The organism is Flavobacterium profundi, assembly GCF_006491645.1.
Classification (GTDB): Bacteria; Bacteroidota; Bacteroidia; order Flavobacteriales; family Flavobacteriaceae; genus Flavobacterium; species Flavobacterium profundi.
Map to the genome: position 1 here is coordinate 123,288 of NZ_VDCZ01000007.1, position 13,729 is coordinate 137,016.

A 13,729-nucleotide genomic window follows, 5' to 3' on the forward strand; every position below is an offset into this window, starting at 1 on the left:
TAACAAAATACAGATGAAAATAAATTTAATATTCTTATTGCTACTATCAAATGCTATTTTTTCACAAGACAAAGTAATAAAACAAGAAATATTAGATGAATCTTGTAATTGCATCAGAAAAATAAATATTGATTTATCGGAAGAGGTTAAAAATGATTCTATAAAATCATGTATTGTCAGTAGCATAGTTAAAGATCAAGCAAATGAATTAGTTCAAGAATTAAAAAAATCGTTAGATACACTCTCTTTAACAGCAAAGGATACTGTTATAAATCAAAAATCTAGTTTCAAAATTGAAATAGACAAAGATTATCAAGAGATTCAAAGCGCTTTGATGAAAGAATGTGAGTATTTAAAATTAGTTTTAAATGTTAATAATGAACAGCATAAAAATTCATATTCCGACAATAAAAAAGCAATGGAATATTACAAGGAAGGTGAAAAATATTTCAATAAGCAACAATATGATTTAGCATTAGTTGAGTATAACAAAGCCATAAAAAAAGATGATAAATTTGCGTTTGCATGGGACAATTTGGGAATTTGTTACAGAAAACTTGAAAGATATAAAGAAGCCATAAAATGTTATAAAAAGTCACTTGAACTAGACCCAAAAGGCAAAGTTCCTTTAATGAATATGGCTGTCGCATACAACTTATTAGGTGATACTAAAAATGCAATAAAAACATATGAACGTTTCATTGAAGTTCATCCAAAAGATCCAGAAGGCTATTATGGCATTTCAAGATTACAGAACTTTGCAGGTGAATATGCAGACGCTTTAGAAAATGCTTTAAAAGCTTTTGTGCTTTATGATAATTCATCTTCTCCATATAAAGAAGATGCTTTAAATGTTATAAGAGAAATTGTAGTAAATCTAAAGAAAGAAAATAAGATACAAATATTTAACGACTTTGCTGAGAAGCACGGTATTGAAAAAATAAAAGAATGAAAATAATAGTACCAATGGCAGGTCGTGGTTCACGTCTTCGACCACATACATTAACGGTTCCTAAACCTTTAATTCCAATTGCAGGAAAACCTATTGTACATCGATTAGTAGAGGATATTGCTGGAGTTTTAAATCAAGCAATTGAGGAAGTAGCTTTTATTATTCATAAAAGTTTTGGTTCTCAAGTTGAAAAGGAATTAATCGAAATTGCACACAAATTAGGAGCAAAAGGAACCATATATTATCAAAATGAAGCCTTAGGAACGGGTCATGCGATTATGTGTGCCAAAGATTCGCTAAGTGGACCAGCCGTTATCGCATATGCCGATACCTTAATCAGAGCCGACTTTGATTTAGACACTACAGCGGATAGTGTCATTTGGGTAAAACAAGTAGAAAAACCAGAGGCTTTTGGTGTGGTAAACTTAAATGAAAAAGGAGAAATCATCGAGCTAGTTGAAAAACCGAAAGAATTTGTTTCTGATTTAGCGGTTATCGGAATCTATTACTTTAAAGATATCGGTATTCTGAAAAACGAACTCCAATCGGTGCTTGATAATAACATTATTCATGGTGGAGAATATCAAATTAACGATGGAATTAAACAAATGATGCAAAAAGGCATGAAATTTGTACCAGGAAAAGTGAATGAATGGATGGATTGCGGCAATAAAGAGGTAACGGTTGAAACCAATGGCAGAATGTTGCGTTTTTTACACCAAGATGGCGAAAATTTGGTTTCCCAAAATGTAACATTAGAAAACGCAACAATTATTCCTCCTTGTTATATCGGTGAGGATGTTGTATTAAAAAATGCAACTATTGGTCCGAATGTATCTATTGGTAAAGGGTGTAAAATTACAAATGCTGAAATTTCAAACAGTCTTATTCAAACGCATTCACAAGTTCAAAACGCGAAGCTAGACAATGCTATGATTGGGAATTATGCAAGTTTTGACGGTAATTTTAAAAGTATCAGTATAGGAGATTATTCCGTTTTAGAATAAAGTAAACAATGAGTAAATTAAAAATAAGAATGAGGTATACAATCTGGTTGTTTTTTTGCAGCCAAGTCTTATTATTTGCTCAAGAAAATCCTGAAGACATTGCTCTAGCGGAAGACAAAACTGAAAATAATTTTTATGAAAGTGTAAAACAACGCGCCATTGAAAATTATGATAAAGCTATTGTCGCTATTGAAAAATGTATTCAAATAGATAATGCTAATCCCGTTTTTTTTCATGAATTAGGAAAAAATTATCTAGACTTAAAACAATATCCTCAAGCCGAACAAGCGTTCCAAAAAGCAGTGGATTTAAATCCTAAAGAAAGATGGTATTGGAATGGTTTATATGATGTATACTATCAAACGAAAGACTATAAAAAAGCAATTCCTGTTGTTCAAAAACTAATTGAGTTTGATCCCAATCTTAAAGAAGATTTAATTTCTTTGTATATGTATACCAATCAAAGAGATAAAGCATTGGATTTGTTAAAGCAAATGGAAAAAGAGATGGTTTTAAGTAAAACTATGGAATTCTATAAGCTTAAAATTCAAGAATCAAATGCTTTCGCTAAACCAGAAAAAAATGAACTAGAAAAAGCCATAAAAGAGAATCCCAAAGAAGAACAAAATTATATCGATTTAATACTTCTATACTCGGAAAGTAATCAAGAAGAGAAAGCTTTTGAAGTGGCGAAAAAATTGGCTGAAGCTATACCCAATTCAGAATGGGCAAAAATAAGCTTATTCAAATTCTATCTTTTGGAAAATAATGGTGCCGAAGCATCACAAACCTTATTGACGGTTTTAAAGAATAATAAGGTAGATATGAAAATAAAACAGCGTATGTTGAACGAATTTCTATTGTTTGTGGTTAAAACCAATACCTACGAGCCTGAGCTCTTGCAAGCTGTTGATTATGTTTCTTCCGATACCAATGTGAATTCACCATTAGAAATAGGTAAATTCTATTTCAACAAACAACTCTTTGATAAAGCGAGTGTTTATTTAGAAAAAGGATTAAAAAAAGAGCCAGAAAACTTTAATACGGTTTTATTGCTTATCCAATGTTATGATAAAACTCAAAATTTTGAAGCCATAGTTAGACTTACAGAAGATTATATCGATTTATTCCCTTCTCAAGCTATCTTATATTATTATGCGGGTTATGCTAATAATAAGGTAGGGAATTTCAAAAAAGGGAAAGGATATTTGGAAGACGGATTAGAGTTTTTAGTAGAAGATGTTGCTCTAGAAAAGGAGTTTTACAAACTTCTAGCAGTTGTTTATAAAAACTTAGGGGATCCAAAAAAAGAAAGCAGCTACTTAGAAAAAGCTAAAGAATTAGAAAAAAGAAAATAATAATGAGAAAAATTTTTCCATTAGTACTAATCGTAGTATTGATCTCTTGTAAGAGTAAAAAAGGGATTACAAACGGAATAGCTGTAAAAGAAATTACGACTTCAAAAATTATTCAAGGACATTATAAAAATAAGCAAGATTTTGAAACAGTTGCTATACGTGCCAATGCAAAATATAAGGATGAAGGACAATCCCATTCCGTAAATGCAGATATTCGTATCCAAAAAGACAAAATGATTTGGATCAATGTTAAGATGCTTGGATTTCCTCTTGCAAAAGTTTTAATCACGCCCGAAAAAGTAAGTTATTATGAAAAAATCAACAACACTTATTTTGAAGGTGATTTTAGTGTTTTAAGTAATTGGTTAGGTACCGATTTGGATTTTACCAAAGTGCAAAACTTATTACTAGGAAATGCGGTTGACAATTTGAATGCCGGAAAATATGACAATTCAATTGAAGATAATTTATACAAATTAGTTGAAAAAGGAGTAAATGAAACTCAAAAAGAGTTTTATTTTGAGTCCGCACATTTTTTATTGAAGAAAGAGCTTATAAGCCAGCCCAAAGAAGATAGAAAAGTAGAAGTTCAATATCCTACACACCAAGAACAAAAATCTATTTTTCTACCCAATGAAATTCAAATTAAAGCTATTCATAAGGAAGAAATTAACATCTCTTTATTCTATAAAAGCATCAGTTTTAATGAAGAACTGAATTTCTCTTTTGAGATACCTGATGGGTACGAAAGAGTGGATGTTAATTAAACGTCTTTTTAAATTAAAAACCAAGTATCTTTGTAAAAACAAATATAATGAACCGTTTACGTCAAGTCTTATTTTTTTTCTTTCTCTCTTTAGGAGCTTTTGCGCAATTGTCGGAACAAGAGAAGTTAGAACAACGAAAGGAAGAAATTAATAAAGAAATAGCTGCTTTTAAAGCTTTATTAAAAGTAGAAAACACGAAAGAGAAATCGGTTCTGAATCAAATTGCGGAACAACGCGCTAGAATTCGTCTAAGCGAACAATTAATTAGCACTACTTCAAGACAAATGCGATTGCTTGATGATGATATTTATTTGAAGCAATTGGAAATTAACAAACTGAATCGCGAACTCAAGATTCTGAAAGAAGATTATGCTAAAATGATTGTAAAATCCTATAAAAGCAGAAATGATCAAAGCAGAATCATGTTTGTTTTGTCTTCTCAAAATTTTTTACAAGCCTATAAACGCATTCAATATATGAAACAATATGCTAGTTTTAGAAAAATGCAAGGAGAAGAAATAGTTGAAAAGCAAGAAAAGTTAATTGAGACGAAAAAGAAACAAGAAGCAAGTAAAAAAGAAAAACAAAAAGCATTAGCGGAAAATTTAGCTGAGAAAAAAGAGCTCGAAACACAGAAACAAGAACAAGAAAAATTAGCAAAAGAACTTCAAAAGAATAAAAAGAAGTACACCGCAGAAATTGATAAGAAAGAAAGAGAGCGAAAAGAAATTGACCGAAAAATTAAAAAGTTAATTGCAGATGCCATTGCTGCTGCCAATAAGAAAAATGAAAAGAAAACGGGTGTAAAATCTTCGGGGTCATCTTCTAAATTTGATTTAACTCCAGAAGGAAAAATCGTTTCTGATAATTTTAAATCTAATAAAGGAAAATTACCTTGGCCTGTAGATAAAGGATATGTACAGCTAAAATATGGTAATTATCAAGATCCAATTCATAAAAATGTAACCCATTTAAATAGTGGAATTGAAATTGCAGCTTTACCAGGTACTTCTGCAAGAGCAGTTTTTGATGGAGAAGTGTTACAGGTGCAAAAAATCAATGGAGATAAAAAAGCAGTATTCGTTAGACATGGTGACTTTATCACGGTTTATCTCAATCTTGAAACGGTAAGTGTATCTGTAGGTGATAAAATTTCAGTAAAACAAAATCTAGGCAAAATTATTACTGATTCCTCAGGAAAAGCCATTTTGAAATTTATGGTATACCAAAATGCAAATACGTTAAATCCAGAACAGTGGTTGTCTAATAAATAATAAAACTTTAACAAAAACGGCAAAAAAAATGTATCCAAGTTAACAAATTGTAGCCGTATGTTTGTAATGGTTAATAGCAGTAATTTTTTCTACTCGAGAAAAAGTTTAAACCCGAAGGTTCACTTCGGGTTTTTTTATGCTTATAAGTTAAGTGTTTGATGATTTTGAAACTTTAACAAAAATGGCAAAAAAAATGTATCCAAGTTAACAAATTGTGGTTGTATGTTTGTAATGGTTAATAGCAGTAATTTTTTCTACTCGAGAAAAAGTTTAAACCCGAAGGTTCACTTCGGGTTTTTTTATGTTTAAACGTTATTTGTTTTAAGGCTTTGAAATTTTAACAAAAACGGCAAAAATACTATATCCAAGTTAACAAATTGTGGTTGTATGTTTGTAATGGTTAATAGCAGTAATTTTTTCTACTCGAGAAAAAGTTTAAACCCGAAGGTTTACTTCGGGTTTTTTTATGTTTAAAAGTTATTTATTTTAAGGCTTTGAAATTTTAACAAAAACGGCAAAAATACTATATCCAAGTTAACAAATTGTAGTCGTATGTTTGTAATGGTTAATAGCAGTAATTTTTTCTACTCGAGAAAAGTTTAAACCCGAAGGTTCACTTCGGGTTTTTTTATGTTTAAAAGTTTGTATTTGCTTATTTGTAAATTTTAACAAGAAAGGCAGAAATCTTATATCCAAGTTAACAAAATTCAAGCGTATATTTGAAATAGTTAATAGCAGTAAATTTTTCCAAATTAAGGAAAGGGTAAAAATTTTAAAGGCCGAATTTCTCATTTTTTCGGCCTTTTTTTATGCGCAAGAATGAAGCATAAACTTTAACAAGAAAGGCAAAATTATTGTATCCTACTTAACAAGATTCAAACGTATATTTGGTGTTAGTTAATAGCAGTAAATTTCCAAATTAAGGAAAAAGGGTAAAATTAAAAGGTCGGTTCTATCTCATTCCGACCTTTTTTATGCTAAAAATGTAAATTTTAACAAATTCGGCAAAAAAGTTGTAACCATATTAACAAATCATAGTTGTATATTTGTAATGGTTAATAGCAGTAATTTTTTCTACTCGAGAAAAAGTTTGAAAAGCCGGAGCTCATAGACTTCGGCTTTTTGCATTTTATAAAGTGGCTATTCATATAGAAAGCAACGATACACACTAAGAGATTCCATTCAGTAGTTCTAACGCACGTGTAATGGTTTTTACATTTTCAAAAGTCAATAATAATCGTAAACCACTTTTGGTTTGTTTCTCTTTCATTTTGCAAATATTTCCATTTTGTTGTACATATTGTAGTACTTTCATAAAACGATTACTTTGATAAAAATTACTTTGTTGGTCACCAATAAAATAACCAATCATCTTTCCTTGTTTTATCACTACTTTTTCAATTCCCATAGCAGTAGCTTTCCATTTTAAACGCACACTGTTTAATAAAGCTACAGCCGGTTTCGGTAAAGGACCAAAACGATCTATTAACTTTTGTTCGAACAAAACTAAATTTGCCTCGTCTTTTATGAGGTTTAATTCATTATACAAATTCAAACGTTCTGTAATGTTGTTGATATACTCATCTGGAAAAAGAATCTCAAAATCAGTATCAATTTGAATGTCTTTTACATATTCTTTCGTTTCTACATCATTATCTTCTGGATATAACTCCGCAAATTCATTCTCCTTTAACTCTTCTATGGCTTCGTTCATGATTTTCTGATAGGTGTCAAATCCAATTTCATTGATAAAACCACTTTGCTCACCGCCTAATAAATCACCAGCACCTCTAATTTCCAAATCTTTCATGGCAATATTAAAACCGCTTCCTAACTCACTGAACTGTTCTAAAGCTTGGATTCGTTTTCTAGCATCATCTGTCATGGCAGTATAAGGTGGTGTAATGAAATAACAAAACGCTTTTTTATTACTTCTTCCTACACGACCTCTCATTTGGTGTAAGTCCGATAAACCAAAATTATTGGCATTATTAATGAAAATAGTATTCGCATTGGGAACATCTAAACCGCTTTCAATAATAGTGGTAGCAACTAAAACATCAAATTCACCTTCCATAAAGGAAAGCATTAACTCTTCCAGTTTTTTACCATCCATTTGACCATGACCAATACCTACTTTGGCTCCTGGAACCAAACGTTGAATCATTCCAGCCACTTCTTTGATGTTTTCTATCCGATTATTGATGAAAAACACTTGTCCGCCTCGCTCAATTTCATAAGAAATCCCATCGCGAATTACTTCTTCGTTAAAAGAAATAACCTGTGTTTCAATTGGATATCGATTGGGTGGCGGCGTGGTAATAACTGATAAATCACGAGCAGCCATCAAAGAAAACTGCAAAGTTCTTGGTATAGGCGTTGCTGTTAAGGTTAACGTATCTACTGTTTCTGAAATAGTCTTTAATTTGTCTTTTACGTTTACACCAAATTTTTGTTCTTCATCTATAATGAGTAAGCCTAAATCTTTAAATTTTACATTTTTATTGACCAATTGATGCGTACCAATAAGAATATCTAAAGTACCTTCTTCTAATTCTTTTAAGGTTTCTGCCTTTTGTTTGGCGGTTCTGAAACGGTTAAGATACCCTACTTTTACGGGTAAATCTTTTAAACGTTCTGAAAAAGTACGGTAATGTTGGTACGCTAAAATAGTAGTAGGAACAAGGACAGCAACTTGCTTGCTGTTGTCTACTGCTTTAAAAGCGGCTCTAATGGCCACTTCTGTTTTACCAAAACCTACATCACCACAAACCAAACGATCCATAGGTTTGTCGCTTTCCATGTCCATTTTTACATCATTGGTAGCGGTTACCTGATCGGGTGTATCTTCATATATAAAAGAGCTTTCTAACTCTTTTTGTAAATAACTATCCGGTGCAAAAGCATAGCCTTTTTCTAATTTTCTTTTGGCATATAACTGAATCAAATTAAAGGCAATATGTTTGACTCTTGCTTTTGTTTTTTGTTTTAAAGCTTTCCAAGCATTGCTTCCTAATTTGTAAATTTTAGGTGGTGCACCATCTTTACCATTGTATTTTGAAATTTTATGCAAGGAGTGAATGCTCACATAAACAATATCATTATCAGCATACACTAATTTTATCGCTTCTTGTTTTTTACCTTCTACATCAATTTTTTGTAAGCCACCAAATTTTCCAATTCCATGATCAATATGTGTTACATAATCACCTACTGATAATGAGGTTAATTCTTTAAGTGTAATGGTTTGCTTTTTTGAATAACCATTTTTGATGTTGAACTTATGGTAACGTTCAAAAATTTGATGATCGGTATAACAAGCAATCTGTAACTCTTCATCAATAAATCCTTGGTATAAAGGGAAAACAACTGTTTTATATTGCTTTCGAGTTGCTTCATGATGCTCAGAATCAATGTCTTCAAAAATATCGTGAAAACGATTGGCCTGATTTTCATTGGCACAAAATAAATAGTTGGCAATATGATGCGCGTGATTATCACTTAGATTGTTTAATAATAAATCAAACTGCTTGTTAAATGAGGGTTGGGGTTGTATATAAAACTCGAATGTCTTCGAGGTTTTAAACATGGGTTTTGTATGGAGTTCTACTATAGAGAAGTCCAATGCCTTATGTAAAAACTGTTTTTCATTTAAGAATAATTCTTCAGGAGTAGCGTGTTTAATATCGCTAGATAATTTATGAAAAGCTTCACTCGCTTTGTCAAACATTTTATTCAATTGTTGTCCTAACAGTTCGGTATTTTGTATAAATAAAACGGTTTTTTCATTGATGTATTCTAGAAAACTTTCTCTGCTTTCTTGCAATAGTTTGTTTTCTACATTGGGAATAATACTAATCTTTTTTAGCTTTTCTACAGATAATTGCGTTTCTACATCAAAACTACGAATGCTGTCTACTTCATTGCCAAAAAACTCAATACGATACGGATGATCGTTAGAGAATGAAAAGACATCGACAATTCCTCCGCGAACTGAAAACTCTCCTGGTTCGGTTACAAAATCTACGCGTTTAAAATTATATTCAAAAAGGGTTTCATTGATGAAATCGATAGAAACTTTATCGGAAACACTTAATTTTAAAGTGTTTTTTTCAAGTTCTCTTCGGGTAACTACTTTTTCAAAAATAGCATCTACATAAGAAACAATAAGGGCTGGTTTTTTGCGAGAGTTAATTCGATTGAGAACTTCAGCTCGTAATAGAATGTTGGCGTTATCGGTTTCTTCAATTTGATAAGGCCTTCTATAAGAACCTGGATAGAATAAGACATCTTGGTCGTTAATTAAATGCTCTAAGTCATTTAAATAATACGCAGCTTCTTCTTTATCATTAAATAAGAGTAAAAAGGGCACTTCTGATTTTTGAAACAAGGCGTGAATTACAAAAGAAAAGGAAGAGCCTATAAGTCCGGTAACATGTATCTTATTAGAATGGGTAATCGATTCAGAAATTTGAGAAATCTTAGGTAGTTTCTCATATTTTTGGATTATTTCAGAAGCTTTCAAGATGAATCAGTTTGTTTTTAAATTAAAAGATTATTTCTTTTTTATCGTATCTGTTGCTTTATTTTTGTCGTTTTCAATAATTTCTTCTTGAAATTTCTTATTGGCTAAACGGGTCGTATCCAAAGCACGAATCATGTCGTCTTCTCCTACTTCCTTAGGAATTGCTTTTTTAATAAAGACTTCGTCCCATTGGGTGTAAACTCCTTTTATTTCTTCATTAATTTCACCAATTAAAGCGACTACTTTTTTTTCAGGAATTTCTTCAAGATGTATATAGGTGTCTAATGATTTAATCTTAGTGTTTAAAGTAACCAAACGGCTTTTTACTTGAGGAATATTAAATGTCTCTGGAACTCTCAAACTTAAACTATCGGCTCTTTTGGAAACATTTTTAATCTTCAATTGAAACGCTAATAACGATGTTTTAGGTTTTTCTTGAAGTTCTCTTTTAAACTGTTCCCAATGTTTCCATCCTTCAATGGTTTTGTTTACTTCTGGTCTAGCTTCAGGAAAAACAAATTGCCATTTTTTTGAAATCGTTTCAAAGACAACTTGTTTTTTTTCTGCTAATTTTAAAGATTCTTCGTTTTGTTTTGAAAAATCATCACAGGAAAGTAAACTTAGAGATACTATAAATGCAACTAGGTATTTCATTTTCATTTGTAATTAAAGCAAAAATACTAATGTTTGTTCAAACTTAGATTTATTTAGGTATTTTCTTAACATTTCACAACTAAATAATTTCTCAAAAATGAATACGTCGTCCTTACGAAAACCTTATATTTGTTCTCAAATTTCATTTAAAGCATGGATACAAAAATTTTAATCATTGGTGCTTGTGGACAAATTGGCACAGAACTTACTGCAAAATTAAGAGCTACTTACGGGGTGGACAATGTTGTTGCATCAGATATTCGAAAATTAGAGAATGATGTGGTGAACAATGGTTTGTTTGAAGTAGTAAATGCTTTAGATTACAATCAAATTGAACATTTAATTGAGAAATACAAGATAACCGATGTGTATTTAATGGCAGCATTACTTTCTGCAACTGCCGAGAAGAACCCTGCCTTTGCTTGGGACTTAAATATGAATTCGTTGTTTCATGTGCTCAACTTAGCAAAGGCAGGAAAAATCAAAAAGATATTTTGGCCTTCTAGTATTGCCGTTTTTGGTCCTACAACTCCTGCTAAAAACACACCGCAATACACTATTATGGAACCTACAACAGTGTATGGTATTTCAAAACAAACAGGGGAAAGATGGTGTGAATACTATCATAACCAATATGGTGTAGATGTAAGAAGTATTCGTTATCCAGGTTTAATTAGTTGGAGTACAGAACCGGGTGGAGGAACCACCGATTATGCGGTTGATATTTACCACAAAGCCATTACAGAAGGAAAATTTACCAGTTTCCTTTCCGAAAATACAGGCTTGCCAATGATGTACATGGACGATGCTATTAAGGCAACCATCAGTATTATGCAGGCACCAAGCGAACAAATAAAAATTCGTTCTTCTTACAACTTAGCTGCCATGAGCTTTACTCCTAAAGAAATTGCAGCGGAAATCAAAAAACATTATCCAAATTTCACCATCGATTATGCTCCCGATTTTAGACAGAAAATCGCGGATAGCTGGCCAGAAAGTATTGATGACACTAGAGCTAGAGAAGATTGGGGATGGAAGAATGATTACGACATGGAGAACATGACGGTGGAAATGTTAGAAATGCTTACAAAAAATGTTTATTAGTTAAATTATTGTTTTTTTGGATGTTGTGTATACTAAACGGCTACTTTTATAGTTTAGCTATCAGAAAACAAACAAACAAAAAAACAAACAACATGAAACTACCTTTACTATGGAAGCGCTTCTTTGCGTTTGCAATGCTTCTTTCTATGTATTGGGTTACAGCCCAAACCCAACCTTTTCCTGCTAATCTCACTTTTTCTAATGGTTTAATGCCAACCAATAAAAATGATGCGGATGCAAGCAGTAGTTATACGACTTGGAAAACCAACTTTATCGAGGCTTGTTCCAATGGACGTTACAGGGTGCGATTTGATAATCCGAATGAAACGGTTTCGGAAGGAATAGGCTACGGCATGTTACTAACAGCTTATAAAGCCGATCAAGCTACTTTTGATGGGTTGTGGAAGTATTACAAAGACAATAGGAATTCGAATGGCGTTATGAATTGGAAGATTCAAGGTTGCTCGGTGTCTACTTTAGGGCAAAATGGTGCAACCGATGCGGAATTGGATGCGGCCATGGCACTTATTGTTGCCGATTACCAATGGGGAAGTCTTGGAACAATTAATTATCGAAGCGATGCGGAAACTTTAATTGCAGCCATAAAAGCACATGAAATTGAAGCCAATACCTATGTTTTGAAACCAGGGGACATGTTTGGTGGGAGTTCGCTTACCAATCCTTCTTATTTCGCACCGGCTTATTACAAAGCTTTTGGTGCGTTTACCAATGATACTGCTTTTTGGAATGCAGTGGTAACCAATGCGTATGCCGTTATCAATGCGAATTTAACTCAAAATAATGCAGTTGGAGGTTTGGTTTCCGACTGGTGTGCCGCTTCTGGAGCTTATTCTGCTCAAAGTAATGGCTATCATGCACAAGGGCATACCTATTATTATGATGCTGCAAGAACGCCTTGGCGTATTGCGGTGGATTATTTATGGTATGGTGATACTTCGGGGAAAGTATATGCTAAAAAATGTTCCGATTTTGTACGCGTAACTTTAGGTGGTACGGCTAATATCAAAGACGGTTACAATCAAAATGGAACGGTTACGGGACAATATCACAATGCAACTTTTGTAGGTGCTTTTGCTTGTGCTGCTATGGCTGGAGAAGACCAAGCGCACTTAGATGCTTCGTATACCGATTTGAAGAATTTAAATGAACCCAATGCATATTTCAATCAAACCTTAAAGACCATGTACCAATTCCTGCTAACGGGTAACTTTTATTTGCCTGCTAATGCGACACTTTCAAATACTACTTTTACTACGAACGCGAATGAGGTCGTGATATATCCAAATCCTTCGCATGGAATTTTTACTGTAGTTGCTACAGAAGCGACTCAAGTAACCGTTACCAATATGCAAGGAAAAATTGTTTTAGAAACACCAATCCAAGTAGGCAACAATCTCGTAGATATGAGTCAGCAAGCGCAAGGCGTTTATTGTATGAAAATAACACAGCAAGGACAAGCAATCTTTAAAAAGATGGTCCTGCATTAAAAATACATCCTTATTTACAAAGGACACTCGAGCAGGAAGAGGGACCTGTTATAATCCTCATCTCAAAATTACTTAGTATAACCGTCTATTAAAGCATCCTCTATGGGTGCTTTAATTTTTATAGCAGCATCCACTTGGTCATTTGGAACAGTCATAGACAACACATAATGTTTGATTTTCCACGCTTTACCTTCTTTAACCAAAACACCACTTCCTCTACAAATTTTCATTTGGGTATTTAATAATTCGTCAAACCAAGCCGTTTTACCATCTTTCGAAACAAAAATATGTCTTTCCAATGGTGTAAAACTCCAGGCTTTCCCTTTGTCAAAATAAGGTTTTGCAAAAGCGATAAATTCTTTTTTGTCCCAATTTTCGGTAGCATCGGTTCCAATGAAAATCGATTCATCAGCCATTGCGTTGAAATAGTCATCAAATTGCGCTTTTGCTGCAGCTTGATGCCAAGCATCTAATAAAGCATGTATCGTTGCTTTTTCTTTATCTTTGTTTTGAGCCACTACAAAAGAGGTAAAGCAAAGAAGTAGGAGTATTTTTTTCATGAGTATCTAAGGTTTTGTGC

At 32.6% G+C, this 13,729-nt stretch carries 10 protein-coding genes; 7 read left to right on the forward strand and 3 right to left on the reverse strand.

Features of this window, described 5'->3' with window-relative positions; all coding sequences use genetic code 11:
* Window positions 1-13: 13 nt before the first annotated feature.
* From FHG05_RS10550 to FHG05_RS10570, 5 genes are read left to right on the forward strand one after another with little or no spacing between them, the layout of a single operon-like run.
* Window positions 14-952 (forward strand): tetratricopeptide repeat protein, encoded by a 939-nt coding sequence (locus tag FHG05_RS10550; RefSeq protein ID WP_140997990.1) that lies wholly within the window; start codon window positions 14-16, stop codon window positions 950-952.
* Window positions 949-1,959 carry a sugar phosphate nucleotidyltransferase gene (locus FHG05_RS10555; RefSeq protein ID WP_140997991.1) on the forward strand — a complete coding sequence of 337 codons (1,011 nt, stop codon included), beginning with the start codon at window positions 949-951 and terminating at the stop codon, window positions 1,957-1,959. The genes FHG05_RS10550 and FHG05_RS10555 overlap by 4 nt, the downstream gene beginning before the upstream one ends.
* A 29-nt stretch (window positions 1,960-1,988) precedes the next feature.
* Window positions 1,989-3,317 (forward strand): tetratricopeptide repeat protein, encoded by a 1,329-nt coding sequence (locus FHG05_RS10560; protein ID WP_140997992.1) that lies wholly within the window; start codon window positions 1,989-1,991, stop codon window positions 3,315-3,317.
* 2 nt (window positions 3,318-3,319) lie between these two features.
* On the forward strand, window positions 3,320-4,084 hold the full coding sequence (locus tag FHG05_RS10565) for a DUF4292 domain-containing protein (protein WP_140997993.1): 765 nt from the start codon (window positions 3,320-3,322) through the stop codon (window positions 4,082-4,084).
* Window positions 4,085-4,131: 47 nt separating this feature from the next.
* The gene (locus tag FHG05_RS10570; RefSeq protein ID WP_140997994.1) at window positions 4,132-5,358 is read left to right on the forward strand and encodes a murein hydrolase activator EnvC family protein; all 1,227 of its coding nucleotides are present in this window, start codon (window positions 4,132-4,134) and stop codon (window positions 5,356-5,358) included.
* A 1,168-nt stretch (window positions 5,359-6,526) separates the two neighbouring features.
* Here the strand turns inward: FHG05_RS10570 and mfd are convergent.
* Window positions 6,527-9,838, reverse strand: a complete 3,312-nt coding sequence (gene mfd, locus FHG05_RS10575; protein WP_394344900.1) for a transcription-repair coupling factor — start codon at window positions 9,836-9,838, stop codon at window positions 6,527-6,529.
* A 75-nt stretch (window positions 9,839-9,913) separates the two neighbouring features.
* On the reverse strand, window positions 9,914-10,537 hold the full coding sequence (locus FHG05_RS10580) for a hypothetical protein (protein ID WP_140997996.1): 624 nt from the start codon (window positions 10,535-10,537) through the stop codon (window positions 9,914-9,916).
* 153 nt (window positions 10,538-10,690) lie between these two features.
* Here FHG05_RS10580 and FHG05_RS10585 point away from each other — a divergent pair, with 153 nt between their 5' ends.
* Entirely contained in the window at window positions 10,691-11,641 is a 951-nt protein-coding gene (locus tag FHG05_RS10585; RefSeq protein WP_140997997.1) for an L-threonine 3-dehydrogenase, read from the forward strand.
* Window positions 11,642-11,733: 92 nt separating this feature from the next.
* On the forward strand, window positions 11,734-13,149 hold the full coding sequence (locus FHG05_RS10590) for a glycosyl hydrolase family 8 (RefSeq protein ID WP_232338081.1): 1,416 nt from the start codon (window positions 11,734-11,736) through the stop codon (window positions 13,147-13,149).
* Between the two features lie 68 nt (window positions 13,150-13,217).
* Here FHG05_RS10590 and FHG05_RS10595 read toward each other — a convergent pair whose 3' ends face one another.
* A complete protein-coding gene (locus FHG05_RS10595) occupies window positions 13,218-13,709 on the reverse strand; it encodes a nuclear transport factor 2 family protein (RefSeq protein WP_140997998.1) in 492 nt (163 codons plus the stop codon).
* Window positions 13,710-13,729: the final 20 nt, after the last annotated feature.

Bases quoted from the DNA above. Each gene is read 5' to 3' on its own strand.
- FHG05_RS10555 (WP_140997991.1), top strand. From the start codon at position 949: ATGAAAATAATAGTACCAATGGCAGGTCGTGGTTCACGTCTTCGACCA.
- FHG05_RS10590 (WP_232338081.1), top strand. From the start codon at position 11,734: ATGAAACTACCTTTACTATGGAAGCGCTTCTTTGCGTTTGCAATGCTT.
- FHG05_RS10585 (WP_140997997.1), top strand. From the start codon at position 10,691: ATGGATACAAAAATTTTAATCATTGGTGCTTGTGGACAAATTGGCACA.
- FHG05_RS10560 (WP_140997992.1), top strand. From the start codon at position 1,989: ATGAGGTATACAATCTGGTTGTTTTTTTGCAGCCAAGTCTTATTATTT.
- FHG05_RS10565 (WP_140997993.1), top strand. From the start codon at position 3,320: ATGAGAAAAATTTTTCCATTAGTACTAATCGTAGTATTGATCTCTTGT.
- FHG05_RS10580 (WP_140997996.1), bottom strand. From the start codon at position 10,537: ATGAAATACCTAGTTGCATTTATAGTATCTCTAAGTTTACTTTCCTGT.
- FHG05_RS10595 (WP_140997998.1), bottom strand. From the start codon at position 13,709: ATGAAAAAAATACTCCTACTTCTTTGCTTTACCTCTTTTGTAGTGGCT.
- FHG05_RS10550 (WP_140997990.1), top strand. From the start codon at position 14: ATGAAAATAAATTTAATATTCTTATTGCTACTATCAAATGCTATTTTT.
- FHG05_RS10570 (WP_140997994.1), top strand. From the start codon at position 4,132: ATGAACCGTTTACGTCAAGTCTTATTTTTTTTCTTTCTCTCTTTAGGA.